The organism is Bacillus paramycoides, from assembly GCF_001884235.1.
Classification (GTDB): Bacteria; Bacillota; Bacilli; order Bacillales; family Bacillaceae_G; genus Bacillus_A; species Bacillus_A paramycoides.
Genome location: NZ_MAOI01000123.1, coordinates 131,704 through 147,464, shown reverse-complemented (window position 1 = coordinate 147,464; position 15,761 = coordinate 131,704). Strand labels below are relative to the sequence as shown.

General features: G+C 34.1%; 10 protein-coding genes, 5 pseudogenes, 1 riboswitch and 1 other annotated feature. Of the genes and pseudogenes, 12 read left to right on the top strand and 3 right to left on the bottom strand.

What is annotated here, in order from left to right; all coding sequences use genetic code 11:
• Positions 1-47 precede the first annotated feature (47 nt).
• Positions 48-3,254, top strand: coding sequence for a DEAD/DEAH box helicase (locus tag BAU28_RS25960; RefSeq protein WP_071720755.1), 3,207 nt, complete (start codon positions 48-50; stop codon positions 3,252-3,254).
• Between the two features lie 102 nt (positions 3,255-3,356).
• Here the strand turns inward: BAU28_RS25960 and BAU28_RS25955 are convergent, their stop codons facing one another.
• On the bottom strand, positions 3,357-3,491 hold the full coding sequence (locus tag BAU28_RS25955) for a DUF3934 domain-containing protein (protein WP_000047591.1): 135 nt from the start codon (positions 3,489-3,491) through the stop codon (positions 3,357-3,359).
• A 407-nt stretch (positions 3,492-3,898) separates the two neighbouring features.
• Positions 3,899-4,157: a binding site (T-box leader), on the top strand.
• A gap of 70 nt (positions 4,158-4,227) precedes the next feature.
• Here BAU28_RS25955 and asnA point away from each other — a divergent pair.
• Together asnA and BAU28_RS31480 are read left to right on the top strand one after the other, a co-directional pair.
• Positions 4,228-5,211 (top strand): aspartate--ammonia ligase, encoded by a 984-nt coding sequence (gene asnA / locus BAU28_RS25945; RefSeq protein ID WP_048373452.1) that lies wholly within the window; start codon positions 4,228-4,230, stop codon positions 5,209-5,211.
• Positions 5,212-5,274: 63 nt separating this feature from the next.
• Positions 5,275-5,433 (top strand): annotated as a pseudogene (locus BAU28_RS31480) (helix-turn-helix domain-containing protein); the annotation flags it as partial.
• Positions 5,434-5,628: 195 nt separating this feature from the next.
• Here BAU28_RS31480 and BAU28_RS25940 read toward each other — a convergent pair.
• The gene (locus tag BAU28_RS25940; protein ID WP_071720754.1) at positions 5,629-6,858 is read right to left on the bottom strand and encodes an aspartate kinase; all 1,230 of its coding nucleotides are present in this window, start codon (positions 6,856-6,858) and stop codon (positions 5,629-5,631) included.
• Between the two features lie 201 nt (positions 6,859-7,059).
• Positions 7,060-7,246, bottom strand: a riboswitch (Lysine riboswitch).
• 192 nt (positions 7,247-7,438) lie between these two features.
• Here BAU28_RS25940 and BAU28_RS25930 point away from each other — a divergent pair.
• From BAU28_RS25930 to BAU28_RS25905, 6 genes and pseudogenes are all read left to right on the top strand, one after another.
• Positions 7,439-7,672, top strand: a pseudogene (locus BAU28_RS25930) (hypothetical protein); the annotation flags it as partial.
• Positions 7,660-7,983, top strand: a pseudogene (locus tag BAU28_RS25925) (DUF4166 domain-containing protein); the annotation flags it as partial. The pseudogenes BAU28_RS25930 and BAU28_RS25925, both read left to right, overlap by 13 nt.
• A gap of 5 nt (positions 7,984-7,988) precedes the next feature.
• Entirely contained in the window at positions 7,989-9,614 is a 1,626-nt protein-coding gene (locus BAU28_RS25920) for a YndJ family protein (protein ID WP_071720746.1), read from the top strand.
• A 75-nt stretch (positions 9,615-9,689) separates the two neighbouring features.
• A pseudogene (locus tag BAU28_RS25915) lies at positions 9,690-9,974 on the top strand (N-acetylmuramoyl-L-alanine amidase family protein); the annotation flags it as partial.
• 263 nt (positions 9,975-10,237) lie between these two features.
• Entirely contained in the window at positions 10,238-11,647 is a 1,410-nt protein-coding gene (locus tag BAU28_RS25910) for an S-layer homology domain-containing protein (protein ID WP_071720744.1), read from the top strand.
• Positions 11,648-11,870: 223 nt separating this feature from the next.
• Positions 11,871-13,133 (top strand): MFS transporter, encoded by a 1,263-nt coding sequence (locus BAU28_RS25905; protein ID WP_071720740.1) that lies wholly within the window; start codon positions 11,871-11,873, stop codon positions 13,131-13,133.
• A gap of 195 nt (positions 13,134-13,328) precedes the next feature.
• Here BAU28_RS25905 and BAU28_RS25900 read toward each other — a convergent pair whose 3' ends face one another.
• Positions 13,329-13,793 carry a hypothetical protein gene (locus BAU28_RS25900; protein ID WP_048374355.1) on the bottom strand — a complete coding sequence of 155 codons (465 nt, stop codon included), beginning with the start codon at positions 13,791-13,793 and terminating at the stop codon, positions 13,329-13,331.
• Positions 13,794-13,883: 90 nt separating this feature from the next.
• Here BAU28_RS25900 and BAU28_RS25895 point away from each other — a divergent pair.
• The 3 genes and pseudogenes from BAU28_RS25895 to BAU28_RS25885 all read left to right on the top strand — a co-directional run.
• Positions 13,884-13,997 (top strand): annotated as a pseudogene (locus BAU28_RS25895) (alpha/beta hydrolase); the annotation flags it as partial.
• Positions 13,998-14,225: 228 nt separating this feature from the next.
• Positions 14,226-15,038 (top strand): polyphosphate kinase 2 family protein, encoded by an 813-nt coding sequence (locus BAU28_RS25890; RefSeq protein ID WP_071720739.1) that lies wholly within the window; start codon positions 14,226-14,228, stop codon positions 15,036-15,038.
• A 179-nt stretch (positions 15,039-15,217) separates the two neighbouring features.
• A complete protein-coding gene (locus BAU28_RS25885) occupies positions 15,218-15,757 on the top strand; it encodes a PadR family transcriptional regulator (protein WP_071720738.1) in 540 nt (179 codons plus the stop codon).
• Positions 15,758-15,761 lie beyond the last annotated feature (4 nt).

Below are 15,761 nucleotides of genomic sequence, written 5' to 3'. Positions count from 1 at the left end.
ATGTTAGTTAAGAGAAACTGGTTTTAAATTAAGGAAGTGTCAAAACAATGAGTTTTACATTAAACAAATCGATTATTAAAGAAGTATGCGGAGAGACCTCATATAAAAGAGGCGAAGCTTATTATAAATCAAATAAAGTGATAGTAAATTATTATGATGAAAATAAAGAAATTTGCGAAGCGACGGTAAAAGGGAACGAAGATTTTCATGTCACAGTAGAAAAAGCTAAAAAGGGTGATGTTGTTGCGAAATGTAGTTGTCCTTCATTAGCTTCTTTTCAAACGTACTGTCAACATGTTGCGGCTGTATTGTTATATATGAACTATAATCAGAAAACAGGTGGAAAGTTGCCCATTAGTAGCGAAAACATGAGCGGAAATGATCAATTAACGAGCGGTATGTTTCAGTTATTTGCAGAAAAACCATTAAGACCAAAAAGTAAACAACACCGTTTTGATACACGTGAAATACTTCATGTTGAATTTATATGTACACCAGTAGTTACGAAAAATGGTGGGGCACTTCTAGGGATTCAGTTAAAGCTTGCCAAAACGTATTTCGTAAATCATATTAGAGAATTTCTTTCCAAAGTGGAGAAAAGAGAGCCCTATAATTGTTTGAATGAATTTACATATACACCGGATGTACATAGTTTCAGGCAAGAAACCGATGCGATTATTCAGCAGCTCATTAAAATTTATCATAACGAAAAAATGTATGAGGATACGCTGGAAGTACATGCAAAACAAGATGATAGTATGATTTTAATACCGCCAGCGTCTTGGTCAGATATGCTTTCTTTACTTTCTAAAGTTGAGTTTGTGAGACTTAATCAAGATGGACAACCTTTTCATGGTTTACATATTTCAAAAGGACTACTTCCTTTACATTTTGAGTTTAATAAAGGGAGTAACGGTGGATTTACACTGTATATTGATGGCTTGCAACAAGTGGAAGTAATGGATACATACGCTTATGCTCTATTCGAAGGGAAACTGTATCGGTTGAACATGGAGGATTGCAAGCGGCTTATCGAATTACAAAAAATGATGAAGCGTTCTAGTAGTAATCAATTGTATATTCCGGCGGATAAGATGGAGCACTTTGTAGCAAAAGTTGTTCCAGGTTTAATGAAGCTTGGAACTGTGCGAATAGATGAGATAATATCAGATCGTGTTGAAACGCCCGCACTAAAAGCGAAATTATACTTAGATCGAGTGAAAAATCGTTTGTTAGCGGGTTTGGAATTTCATTACGGAAATGTTGTTATAAACCCGTTAGAAGAAGAGGGACAGCCGTCTGTTTTTAATCGTGATGAGAAAAAGGAAAACGAGATTTTAGAAATGATGAATGATAGCGCCTTTGCAAAGACTGAAGGCGGTTATTTTATGCATAACGAAGAAGCTGAGTATAACTTCTTATATCACGTCGTTCCAACGTTAAAAGGTTTACTTGATATTTATGCGACGACAGCAATCAAATTACGAATTCATAAAGGAGACACAGCTCCTCTTATAAGAGTTAGAAGGAAAGAGAGAATTGATTGGTTATCATTCCGTTTTGATATAAAAGGTATTCCAGAGGCAGAAATTAAAGGTGTATTAGTTGCTCTTGAGGAGAAACGAAAATATTATCGTTTAGCAAGTGGTTCTCTATTATCACTGGAGAGTAAAGAATTTAATGACATTAATCAGTTTATAAAAGAATCGAGTATTCGAAAAGAATTTTTAAAGGGTGAAGAAATAGATGTCCCTCTTATTCGTAGTGTAAAATGGATGAATTCACTGCAAGAAGGAAATGTTTTAAGTTTAGATGAATCTGTTCAAGAATTGGTAGAGAACATTCAAAACCCTAAAAAGTTAAAATTTATGGTGCCAAGTGGTTTAAGTACGATAATGAGAGAGTATCAAACATATGGATTCGAGTGGATGAAAACACTTGCTTATTATCGTTTTGGAGGTATTTTAGCAGACGATATGGGACTAGGGAAAACGTTGCAAAGCATTGCTTTTATAGATTCTGTTTTGCCTGAAATTCGAGAGAAGAAACTGCCTATATTAGTTGTTTCTCCGTCTTCCCTTGTTTATAACTGGCTAAGTGAATTGAAAAAATTCGCGCCACATATTAGAGCTGTTATTGCCGATGGAAATCAAGTAGAGCGCCGAAAACTTTTAAAAGACATAACGAAATTTGATGTAGTGATTACGTCATATCCTTTACTGAGAAGGGATATAAGGTTATATGCGCAGCCATTTCATACGCTATTTCTTGATGAAGCACAAGCATTTAAAAATCATACAACGCAAACTGCGAAGGCAGTAAAAACGATTCAAGCGGAGTACCGTTTTGGATTAACGGGAACACCTGTAGAGAATTCATTAGAAGAGCTATGGTCCATCTTCCACGTCGTCTTCCCAGAATTATTACCGGGGAGAAAAGAGTTCGGTGATTTAAGACGTGAAGATATAGCGAAGCGCGTAAAACCATTCGTGTTAAGAAGGTTAAAGGAAGATGTATTACAGGAGCTACCAGAAAAAATTGAGCACTTACAATCATCAGAACTATTACCGGATCAGAAGAAGCTTTATGCGGCTTATTTAGCGAAGTTAAGAGAAGAAACGTTAAAACATTTAGATAAAGATACGTTACGTAAAAATAAAATTAGAATTTTAGCTGGTTTAACGAGGTTAAGACAAATTTGTAATCATCCTGCATTGTTTGTTGATGATTACAAAGGAAGTTCAGCTAAGTTTGAACAACTTCTAGAAATTTTGGAGGAGTGCAGAAGTACAGGGAAGAGAATTCTTATCTTTTCTCAATTTACGAAGATGCTTTCGATAATCGGGCGAGAATTAAACCGTAAAGCTATTCCATACTTTTATTTAGACGGAAGTACACCAGCGCAAGAACGTGTAGAGCTATGCAATCGGTTTAACGAAGGAGAAGGAGATCTATTTCTCATTTCTTTAAAAGCTGGTGGTACGGGTCTTAACTTAACTGGTGCAGATACGGTCATATTATACGATTTATGGTGGAATCCAGCTGTTGAACAACAAGCAGCAGATAGAGCGTATCGAATGGGACAAAAAAATACGGTGCAAGTTATTAAGTTAGTAGCCCACGGAACAATTGAGGAAAAGATGCATGAACTTCAAGAGAGTAAGAAAAATTTAATCGCTGAAGTGATTGAGCCAGGAGAAGAGAAATTATCCTCTATAACTGAGGAAGAAATTCGGGATATACTTATGATTTAAAATGAAAAAAGCTATGCTTTCAAATTTATGAGAGCATAGCTTTTTTGTTGTAATAATTATATTTTGTTTTGTACAAAGTAAAGAAATCAAATGCTATTTAGATTACTTCTTTGTGCCTTTACTTTTGTATGGTTTTGCAGCTTTCTTTTTCTTTGCACTAGATTGCCAACGGTTCCATCCTTTACTTCCTGTACCTTGTCCTACACCTTTTTTTGGTTTCGCTTTCGTTTTACTCATATGATCACTCCGTTATATAAAAAATCTTATTTGATAATAGCCAATGTTTTAGAAAAATACTCTCGATAAATGACTATGTTTGTTTTAAGTAAAAACAAACTGCTTGAATGCTATAGTATATCATGAAATTGCGAGTAAACTGAAAGGAATTATAAAGAAAATGAAAATAATAAGAAATACTGCGGATTCTATATTTCGAACGATTACATTAATTGTTGTGTATATGTTAGTTTCAGTTAGTGAGACGTTTTTTGGGGTGTCAAGACAAAAGAAGTAAAGAGGCTATATTGGAAACAATCAATCAAGCCGTAAAATAAAGAATTGAAAAATATTTTAAAACTTTTTGTTGACTTTCTCTGTTTTTTGTATAGAATAATCATTAATAAAATGTTTCAGAGATGTGACAACAAACGACTATGAAAGGACGAGTAGTAGTAGGATGTAGTTTAAGCGAGTCAGGGACGGTGTGAGCCTGATACGAAGCCTATTATGAAGAACCTCCTGGAGTCGCTAACCGAAATCCTTTATAGGAAAGTAGACTTAGCCGGGAACTTCGCCGTTACAAGAAGAACAGTATCGAGATTTTTAATCTCCGTACTGTATAAGTGAGCAACCTCTGTTGCTAATTTGGGTGGTACCGCGGAACCAAAGCCTTTCGTCCCAGTTTTTTGGGAAAGAAGGGCTTTTTTTGTTGGCTTTTTTCCACAACATCCAAACATTTTAGGAGGAAACCACCATGTATCAATCATTAATGACAGTAAGAGAGACTCAAATCGCAATTAAGGAAGTTAAAACATTTTTCGAGGATCAATTAGCAAAACGCCTTGAACTATTCCGCGTATCTGCACCATTATTCGTAACGAAAAAGTCAGGTTTAAACGATCACCTAAACGGTGTAGAACGTCCAATTGAATTTGATATGTTACATTCAGGAGAAGAATTAGAAATTGTTCATTCACTAGCGAAGTGGAAAAGATTCGCATTACATGAATACGGATATGAAGCTGGTGAGGGTTTATATACAAACATGAACGCAATTCGTCGTGATGAAGAACTTGATGCAACGCATTCTATTTACGTTGACCAATGGGATTGGGAAAAAATCGTTCAAAAAGAATGGCGTACTGTAGATTACTTACAAAAAACAGTACAAACAATTTATGGAATATTCAAAGATTTAGAAGATCACTTGTTTGAAAAGTATCCGTTCCTTGGAAAGTATTTACCAGAAGAAATTGTTTTCGTTACTTCTCAAGAACTAGAAGATAAATATCCAGAATTAACACCGAAAGATCGTGAACATGCAATTGCGAAAGAACACGGTGCAGTCTTTATTATTGGAATTGGTGATGTACTTCGTTCAGGTGAAAGACATGATGGACGCGCAGCTGATTATGACGATTGGAAGTTAAACGGTGACATTTTATTCTGGCACCCAGTACTACAAGCTTCATTCGAATTATCATCAATGGGAATTCGCGTTGATAGTAAATCACTTGACGAACAGTTAACGAAAACGGGTGAAGACTTCAAACGAGATTACGATTTCCACAAAGGAATTTTAGAAGACGTACTACCATTAACAATCGGTGGTGGTATCGGCCAATCAAGAATGTGTATGTACTTCTTACGTAAAGCACACATCGGTGAAGTTCAATCTTCTGTATGGCCTGACGATTTACGTGAAGCTTGTAAAAAAGAAAACATTCATCTGTTCTAAAATAAACATGAGGGAGAGTAGCTCGGAAATAGAGCTACCCTCCCTTTTTTGTTATGTAAACGAATGGTTGCTTTCATTGATTATGAAGGAATTAAATGGGTTTTATTGGGAGTTGCATTATTCATGATGGCTTTTTACTCTGACATGAAGAGAGTTATTTGGAATGAATATAGATTGTTTTTTCAAGGGGAACAGCAAAAAAGTATAAATGATAAAAAGTGAGAAAAGTCTGTTATATTTCCTGGGAAAAGGGTAAAATGAATAATTCAATTATTTTATAATGATTTTCGGATATTGATAACATGTTAAAAGGCTGTTTGTATAGAGTGTTGAACTCTATACAAACAGCCTTTTATTTAAATTAGGAAGGAAATAGATTAATATGATTTTTTGTAAGCTTTACTGAAAAATATTAAATTAGCCCATTTGCACTAAAGGCTCAATTTTCGCCATAAATGATTGATGAAGCGCTTCAACACCATCTACTAAGTGAATTCGGTCAATGACAACCGATACTTTAATTTCAGATGTACTTACCATTTTAATATGAATACCTGCTTCTTTTAAAGTAGTGAACATATTCGCAGCAACACCTGGGTTAGATACCATACCAGATCCTACAATTGATACTTTTGCTAAATGATTTTCATATTCTACAGATTCATAGTGAAGTGTTTCTTGATTTTGTTCTAACACCTCTAATGTTTCTCTTAAATCATTAGAATGGATTGAGAAGGAGAGGTGAACAGTTCCTTCATTTGTAATGCTTTGAATAATAATATCTACATTAATATGTGCTGCTGCTAATGTAGAGAAAACAGTTGAAAGTGAACCTTGTTCTAATCCTTTGATTGTGACGCGTGTAATATTATCTTCAAATGCAATACCTTTTACGATTGATTGTTGTTCCATGTTACATTCTCCTTTTACAATTGTTCCGTTTTCTTGTTCCATACTTGAGCGTACTTCTAAAACTACGTTATGATTTTTAGCAAATTCAACAGCGCGCGGGTGTAATACGCCAGCGCCGAGGTTTGCGAGCTCTAACATTTCGTCATAAGAAATTTCATCTAATTTATAAGCATCTAGTACTACGCGTGGGTCAGTCGTGTACACACCTGTCACGTCCGTATAAATATCACATTTTTTTGCTTTTAGTGAAGCGGCTAATGCGACAGCAGTTGTATCGGAACCACCGCGGCCAAGAGTTGTAATTTCATTTTCTTCACTGATTCCTTGGAAACCAGCGACTATAACAATCGTGCCTTCAGTAAGATAGGACTGAATACGCTCAGTGTTAATGTCAGTAATCCGTGCACTACTATGTACAGATTCTGTCGTAATACCAGCTTGCCATCCTGTTAATGAAATTGCGTTATAACCTTTTGTTTGTAGTGCCATTGTTAATAAAGAAATGGTTACTTGTTCTCCTGTAGATAGAAGCATATCCATTTCACGTTTACTTGGACTTTCCGTAATAGCATTGGCGAGTGCTACAAGTTCATCTGTATTTTTCCCCATTGCTGAAACGACAGATACAACGCTATGACCTCGTTCATATTCTTCAATAATTAAATTTGCTACATGTTGAATACGTTCAATACTTCCGACAGAAGTACCACCAAATTTTTGAACAATTGTTTCCATTACGAATTCCTTCTTTCGTCCATTTTTAAGAATAGGTTAGGACATATACAAATCCCAATATCCCTGTAGTTACCAGAAAGACAAACAAAAAACACCATCTCAAATAAGTGAGGATGGTGCTGTTACAGGAAAAGGGAAACAGAAAACGGAGCTAATAAAAAAACCGCCAAAAAAGGAATATCATAAAAATGATATCTCTTTTTTGTAGATAGCTCTTCATATGTACACGTCTGTACATATGACAGTTCTGTTTCTATTCGAAAACAGCCCCAATCGATAAATGCAGAGAAATTTATCAATTTCGGCAACACTTCCTTTCTTCTAAACTCATAGACATCTCTGTGTCTCCTTTAGAATACTCATAAGTATTGCAACCTCTATCTCACGTTTTAGGCGAGAGTGTTTGAATTATAAAGTTGTTGGTAACATTTGTTTTATAATAATTTAAATTTTTCAGGGAATCAAGTGTTTTATGTGTTTTTTAAAAATTCTTTCTTTTCATTGAGCTAGTTTGTGAAAAATGTAGCAAAATCAATTCATTGCCTGTACATTAAAAATATAGTGCATAGGAGGTGGAAGAATGAAAAGGAAAAAGCCTATTTATGTTGTGACAGAAATGAAAACAACAATGGAGAAATTATGGGAATATACGCAGCAACCAGACATACATACAGAGTGGGATGCTCGTTTTACTGAAATTTCGTATTTAGAGAAAAAAGAAGGAGAACCACAGAAGTTTTTATATAAAACAAAGATTGGTTTTGGCCTTGAAATAGCTGGAGAAGGGGAATCGATAGGTAAAATAAGAAAAGATATTTTAACGCCGTTATGCAGTTGGATGAGGAGGGAAAAGAAATTGTAGATTATTTTGGTGAACCACATTTACTCGTTTCTACATTGAATTTTCATATTGATGAGGCAGGGGCAATGCATATTTCTTCAAAGAAGCAATGGTTTTTTATGTTTGGTATAAAAATTCCGTTACCAAAATTTTTATACGGAGAGGCAAAAATTATTGAAAGATATGATGACGCACTACAATGTTTTCGAATTCATGTACAAGTACGAAATTCGTTAATTGGTTCACTATTTTCATATAAGGGAACATTTGTGGAAAGGAAATAAATGAAATGAAGAATATAATATTTGGACTTGCTTGTTATATTATATTTCTAATAGGCGAGTGGTCGAATTTAAATCCTGTTGAAGCAATTATACTATTATCTATTTTGTTATTCATACCGATGTCATTTTGTATTATTGATAAAAAAACAAGAAATGGATCGTATGTATTATTTTATAAATTTGTATCGTTCCTATATCCAATAGCAGCAGTTAGTGCGATGCTAGCTTTCATAACAAATCATTTCATCTTTGCGTTCTTTTGGTTTATGTATACAGGGATTATTGCATTATTTGGTGTTATTAAATTGCTAGAAAGAGGATGGAGGCCTTTTGAAGAAACAGCTATAGATAGTGCGTTTATTTATTTGTTTTTAGGTGGTTTTTGGTTTTTTGCTTCTGTAGTGAAACTTCCAATTATGCATTTTAGCTCTGACATAGTATTACTCACAGCTGCACATTTTCATTACTCGGCATTTTTATTGCCGTTATTGGCTGGTTTACTTGGAAGGAAAAGAGAAAAGAGAAGTAAATTATATGACGTTATTATGTTTATCATCGTTGTTTCTCCTATGACAGTTGCGATAGGAATTACGTATTCGAGGGTATTTGAATTCTTTGCAGTGTTCATATATTTATGCGCCATTTATGGATATGGGATTTACGTTTGGAAAGCGAAATTCAATGTAATAAGTGCAAAGGTTCTCCTTACTATTTCATCTAGTACGCTTATGGTAACAATTATGTTTTCACTTGTATATTCATACGGGAATTTCAAACAAGTAATGACGATTACAATTGCACAAATGGTTTGGATTCACGGAGTTGTAAATGGAGTTGGAGTTGCATTACCGGCTTTTCTCGGTTGGATGATTGAAAAGAGTACTCTGAATTATAAGTACTATGGGAAACCAATGAGCCAATTAAGAGGGGATTCTACAGTTGGAGAGAGTTTTTTACATAATCAAAGCGTAGTAGATAGCAAGCAATACAGTGGTCTAGTTGATAAAATGAATGATTTTCATAGTGACACATTTGATGGAATGAAGGTTCCTTTAAGTATTATTCATTTTTATGAGAATACGAGAGAGTATCAGTTGCAAGCGAATATTAACTGGGCACGTTGGTTCCGTCCATTTGCATTTTGTTATGAAAAAATGAGTAAGCGTGTAGCGCAAATTCATTTAGGGATGGGCGGTAAGTGGGAAAAGATGCAAGGCTCTATCGTTAGTGTAAAAGATGAAAGTGATGGAAGAGAAAACGTAAGAGCCTGGCTAAGAAAAAATGAAGCAGGAGAGTCTATTTTTGTAGCTCTTTATTCAACATATACACACGAGAAAGAGACATACATGAATATCGCATTGCCTTTACCGTATTCGAATATGACTGGTATTTTGAAATTGTACAATGATGCTAACCGCTTAATTATTACTAGTAAGCTAAGAAATAGTGGTAAGGGAGATGAAGGGATTTACTTACATACTCGTTTCTTTACACTACGTTTACCATTAGCAGAAACTTTTATTATTAAAGATGACGGGGATCTAATGCTAAAAGCTCACCATAGAATGTGGATATTCGGAATTGAGTTTTTAGAGATTTATTATGATATTAAGAAAATAGAGAAGAAATAAGAAAAGCTTGGAGAGATGTCCAAGCTTTTTATAGTTTAAATATAATTTTATATTCCAAAATATACAATAATAATTGAACATGAAAAAGATAGTCGTATGTTAGCAGAAAAAATACAAAAACGACCAGTTTAAGCTCTAGATACAAGAGATTGTAGTGTGAAAGAAAACCTTTATGTAATAAGAGAAAATGAGATGTCCGCAGTATTAACTGAACTAGCATTTTTAGATAATAGTGCAGATTATGAGAAGTTGGCTTCAGAATCAGGAAGACAAATTGCTACAGAGGCAATTTATGCTGGTATTTTAGATTATTATGAGTGGAAAGGTTTCAATGTTTCAATGTTTCAAAGTATCGTTTAGCTAAATAAAAATCATCTATTGCTAAGCCCATCGTCTATATAGAGATGGGCTTTTTATATAAATTTATGTAATTTTGTATCGGAATAAAAAGATATATCGTATTATGCTGATTATAAATAAAATAATGGTAGATTAGTTTATTTTTATCACGTATACTTTTACTGTTGACTAATTAAGAGTTTGTTAGTTTGATAGGGAAAATTTTATTATAAAGGGAGGCAAGTTAACACGGGACAAGCATATACATAACGTGTTAAAAAATTATGAAAAAAGTTATTACTAATGTTTTAGCAGCGACAGTCGCACTTCAAGTAGTGATGGCTCCAGCAGCTGCATTTGCAGCTGAAAAAGAATTTCCTGATGTTCCGAAAGGGCATTGGTCATATGAAGCAATTACAAATTTAACGTCAAAAGATATTATTGCAGGGTATGATAATGGTAAGTTTGGATTTGGTGATGTTGTAACTCGTGAACAAGTGGCAGCATTAATGTATCGTGCATTAAAACCAGAAGCGAAAAGCGAGTATAAAAATCCATACTCTGATATTAGTGCAGGAACAACAATGTTCCAAAAAGAAATTTTGACTTTAACGGATATGGGGATTTTTGTAGGTGATGGCAAAGGGACGTTTAGACCGAAAGATTCTCTAACTCGTGCTGAAATGGCTGTTATTTTGCAAAAAGCATTTAAATTAGAAGTGAAAGCACCACACACATTTAATGATGTAGATACAACTCCTTGGGCGAAAGATGCAATTAGTGCTTTGCAATCTAATGGTGTAGCAGCAGGGAATAATTTTGGCGGATTTGATCCATCAGGTGTATTAACGCGTGAAAGTTATGCACAACTTTTATATAAAGCAATGCAAGTGAAAAACGATATTCCGGTTGAACAACCATCATATATTAATCTAGATGTAACATTACCATCTAACGTAAAGGCACAAGAGATTGATAATTTCATTGGAAAGTATCATTCAGACAGTCCACTTGTTGGAACTGGACAAGATTTTATTAAAGCGCAAAATGAATATGGCGTGAACGCTTTATATTTAGCAGCACATGCAATCTTAGAATCTGGATACGGGAAATCAGAAATTGCATATCGTAAACATAATTTATTTGGACTACGAGCGTATGATTGGGATCCATTCGCACATGCAAAATATTTACCGTCTTACGGATTAAGTATTTCATACAATGCTGATTATGTAAGAAAGAACTATTTAGAACAAGGTGCTAGGTATTTTAATGGTTACACATTACCTGCAATGAACGTTATGTACTCAACTGATAAAGAATGGGCTGGCAAAATCGCTAATATTATGGAGCGTATTAAACCTTTTAATAAGGCAGATTATCAAAATGTAAAACGCCTACCGAAAAACCCTAATACATTAAATGTAGAGGTATTAAGTGAAGCAATTCCATATAAAGATTATGCAAAAGATGCAACAGCTACTGTTCAATCGGTAGGATCTTACTATCAAGTTCCATTCCCGTTTAACAACCCAATTAAGAGTGTACCAAATGTTACACAAAATGAAGTTGGAAAATTAGAAAATGGTACAAAAGTAAATGTATATCGTGAAGATCCAAATGGCTGGGTAGAATTCTCACTTGAAAATGCTCCGGAAAAATATTGGACATTGAAGAAGAATTTAAAATTATAAAGTGGAAAGGTGTTTTCATATATGAAAACACCTTTTTTATTTATATTCATCACGTGATATTTCATATTATGTAAGAGTGATAGAATCATTATGATGTTTTCCTTTATGTTTTTGATATTTTTACCAAGAAGTAAATAGTTTCAGATATAATTAAAATCAATGAAGAACGAATTTTCAGTATTTAATTTTAGAGATTAAGGTCTTTTGAAAAGAGGAGAGGGATATGCAAGGAGAAATACAAACAGAGAAAAAGTTAGGTTATGTTGGAAAATTATTATTACCAGCTAAAGTATCACCATACTTTAAGTTTTTATGGATCGGACAATTACTCTCGACCTTGGGTAGTTCAATAACGATGGTGATTCTTCCTGTCGTTGTTTATTCATTAACTGGTTCAACAGTTGTAATGGGAATGACTATGGCAATGTACATGCTTCCTAATATTCTTGCGTTACCGTTTGCTGGATTAGTCGTGGATCGGATTGACCGGGTGAAATTAATGTTATTTACAGATATAATCCGCTGTATATTAATGCTATTACTTGCAACACTTATATTTATGGATTTGTTAACGATTACGCTATTATATGTACTCGTTGCATTATATGGACTTATGGAAGGTATATTTCAACCGGCGTATTCAGCTGTAAGAGCGAAAGTATTTGTACCGGAAATTCGAAATGCAGCTAACGCATTAACGCAAATGAGTAATCAAGGTATACGACTAATCGGACCAGCTCTTGGAGGATTAATCGTTTCAGTTACATCTGCTGGAATAGGGTTTGGATTGGATGCAGTAACGTACTTGCTATCATTTTTATGTTTATTATTTTTAAAAGAAATAAAGTTTAATAAAGTACAGAAACTAGAAAAAAATAAAGTGAATTATAAAAAGGATTTTATGGAAGGTTTCCTCGTTCTAAAAAGTCATCCATGGTTATGGATTACAATTTTAGTTTTTTCATTCGTTAATATTTGTTATGCAGGAATTATAGTTGTATTAATTCCATGGTTGTTTAATGTTCATCATCATTTTGAAGCTTACGTGTATGGCTTGGGTATGGCTTCTTCTGGTGCTGGAGCTGTAATTGCAGCACTAATTTTTGGTGGGAAGCAGCAGTGGCATAAGAGAGGACTACTTGCTTATGGCGGTGTTTTAATAAGCGGATTGGCACTTTTAATTATGCCTTTCATTACTTGGGCACCTGCCTTAATAGCTTTAATGGCAATTGAAGGGTTTGGTATGATGATATTTGGACTTATTTGGGAAACGAGTTTGCAAGAGCTTGTACCAGAAGAAGCATTTGGTAGAGTAGCAAGCCTTGATATGTTAGGTTCTTTCGCTTTATTACCATTAGGATATGTGGTTGTAGGATGGTTAGCTACTGTAATAGGCGGCAAGATAACAATTATAACGCTAGCCATTTTAGTAATCATAACAATTGTAATGGCATTGTCTGTACCAAGTATTCGGCGGTTCGATTGATTATGTAGGCTAAAAGGGGATATGGCATATAATCGATTCATCTTAATTAAGCATTTGTCTAATGAAGATCCTTCCGTACATATTTGGGCTAAAAAATTTGTGTGGATGCTACGAAAATGGATATTGCAAAAGAATTGACTGAAGCGATTCAATCTGGCTTTGTAAATAAAGACTAAGCCCTAATCTAATTAGGACTTAGTCTTCATTAAATACAAATGTTTGTTTCATTTTTTTACTCTCATTTACCGGATGACCGTTGTAAGAGAAAGTCGTTTCTTCCCAAGTAATAACGACTTTAAAATTATGGCTATTAAAGTCTAATGGGAATACCATGTAGTCAAAGCTCGTATGACTTTTTGAAACGTTCGAATTTGATGTAGTAGGTTTAAAGGTAGCTTTAGATGTAGGAGTGTTATCAAGTATTTCCACAGATACATTCGATACATCATTACCGATGTTTTTTACGAGTAAACTATACGTATCATATACACCTTGTTTTGGTTGTACCGCTTGCTTGTTTGAGTTATGAGATTTGTCAATTTCGATATACCATTGTTTAGACTTTGATGCAATTGGTAGCGACTGAAATGTGTAGGCACTAGCTTGCATCGGGAGTGCTAAACATATAAGCGTAAAGAGAGTTACTATTTTTCGTTTCATGTTTTGAGAGCTCCCATTCTTTAATGGATTTATTTGTTATTATCTTCTCTTTTTGAGATAATATACCATGCTATTTAGAGGGAGGGTATATTGAAGGAACTAGCAAGTATGGGAAGCGGTATTTTTCTACAACTGTTATTTTTGTATATATTTATTGCTGGTGTTTTATTGGAACTCAATCCATGGTATGCGGTAGAGGTTTTTCGGCATAGTTTCCTTGTTTGGTTTTTGTGATTAATAATAAATGCTTGCTAAAGGATGCTAAAAAGCATATCAGTGGGATTAATTTATTAATATAAAGAAGAGTCTAACTTCCAAAGGATAGATGCAGGTGGAGAGGTACGAGCGTTAGTCAAAAGGAATAAGAATATGAAAAAATTCCCAATAAATATGTTAAAATAACATTGTCATATAATAAGGGGGATTTATTTTATGGAAAAAGAGCATCTTGCTAAAGTAGATTTAACGAAAAGGGTGGACTCCAAATCTAAGTACAATAAGAAACTCGAAAAATATCAAATGCGCTTATTGGCACTACAGCAAATTTTAAAAGAAGAGAAAATAGCTGTTATGCTTGTTATGGAAGGCTGGGATGCAGCAGGTAAAGGCGGAGCGATTAAGCGAGTAACTGAACATCTTGATCCGCGTGGATTTCAAGTAAATCCAATTGGGGCGCCTGCTCCTCATGAAAAACGGTATCATTATTTGCAACGTTTCTGGCGGAAAATTCCTCAATATGGGCAAATTACTATATTCGACCGTTCATGGTATGGTCGTGTATTAGTTGAACGTGTTGAAGGGTTCGCCACAAAAGAAGAGTGGACGAGGGCATATGGTGAAATTAATGATTTCGAGAAGCTATTAACAGATGATCATTACATAATAGGAAAGTTTTTCTATCACATTAGTAAAGACGAACAGTTGAAACGATTTAAAGAAAGAGAGAACAATCCTCTTAAAAGATGGAAAATTACAGATGAAGACTGGCGAAATCGTGAAAAATGGGATGAGTATGTCGAAGCAATGGAAGACATGTTTGAAGAAACAAATAAGCCGAATGCTAAATGGAATATTATTGCGAGTAATGATAAATTATACGCTCGTTTGAAAACATTGAAAGAACTTATTTCATTAATTGAGGATTATTTCTTAGAACATAATATAGAATTACCTTCTTATTATTATGAAATAAAAGAAGGTAAGAAAGAGAAAAATGAGTCTATGCAAGATGCAGGGGTTAAATAGTAAAAAGGTTTGTATAGGAAATATGAAGGGAAGCTGTCTTGTAATTTGGTAAAACAAAATTACAGGACAGCTTTTTTAGTTAGAAACATTTTACAATTTACAGAATAAGGTATATAATCAATAATCATATTAACAATGTTAATATGATTATTGATTATATACTATGTGGGGGGCTTATTTTGAAGGGAAGAGATGTTGTTTTAGGTTTATTGATGGAAAAAGAATTGTCTGGTTATGATATTAAAATTGTGTTTGAAGATGTATTTACTCATTTTTTTGATGGAAGCTTTGGAATGATTTATCCAACTTTAAGACAATTGGAAAAAGAGGGGAAAATAAAAAAAGAGGTTGTTATGCAAGAAGGGAAACCGAATAAGAAAATGTACTTTATTACAGATGAAGGGCGTGAAGAATTTTATCAATACATGCAAACTGATGTAGAGAAAGATGTTTTACGTTCAGATTTTTTAATGAGGATGTATTTTGGTAATTATAGTGATGGTGCGACGATAAAAAAATGGATTGAAGACGAAATTGAGAGGAAAGAAGCGTACATTGCGGATCTTCGTTTGAAATATGAAAAGTGGAGAGAAGGTATTACTTTTGTCGAGGAAATTTCACTCGATGTAGGTATCGCATCGTATAGTGCGCAAGTAGAGACATTGAAGAGAAAATTAAAGCAGTTAGAAGCGAAAGAAAACAATAAAACAGAAGAATGAAAAA

Excerpts from the sequence above, each read along its gene's own strand:
- BAU28_RS25960 (WP_071720755.1), top strand. The coding sequence starts at position 48 with ATGAGTTTTACATTAAACAAATCGATTATTAAAGAAGTATGCGGAGAG.
- BAU28_RS25955 (WP_000047591.1), bottom strand. The coding sequence starts at position 3,491 with ATGAGTAAAACGAAAGCGAAACCAAAAAAAGGTGTAGGACAAGGTACA.
- asnA (WP_048373452.1), top strand. The coding sequence starts at position 4,228 with ATGTATCAATCATTAATGACAGTAAGAGAGACTCAAATCGCAATTAAG.
- BAU28_RS25940 (WP_071720754.1), bottom strand. The coding sequence starts at position 6,858 with ATGGAAACAATTGTTCAAAAATTTGGTGGTACTTCTGTCGGAAGTATT.
- BAU28_RS25920 (WP_071720746.1), top strand. The coding sequence starts at position 7,989 with ATGAAGAATATAATATTTGGACTTGCTTGTTATATTATATTTCTAATA.
- BAU28_RS25910 (WP_071720744.1), top strand. The coding sequence starts at position 10,238 with ATGAAAAAAGTTATTACTAATGTTTTAGCAGCGACAGTCGCACTTCAA.
- BAU28_RS25905 (WP_071720740.1), top strand. The coding sequence starts at position 11,871 with ATGCAAGGAGAAATACAAACAGAGAAAAAGTTAGGTTATGTTGGAAAA.
- BAU28_RS25900 (WP_048374355.1), bottom strand. The coding sequence starts at position 13,793 with ATGAAACGAAAAATAGTAACTCTCTTTACGCTTATATGTTTAGCACTC.
- BAU28_RS25890 (WP_071720739.1), top strand. The coding sequence starts at position 14,226 with ATGGAAAAAGAGCATCTTGCTAAAGTAGATTTAACGAAAAGGGTGGAC.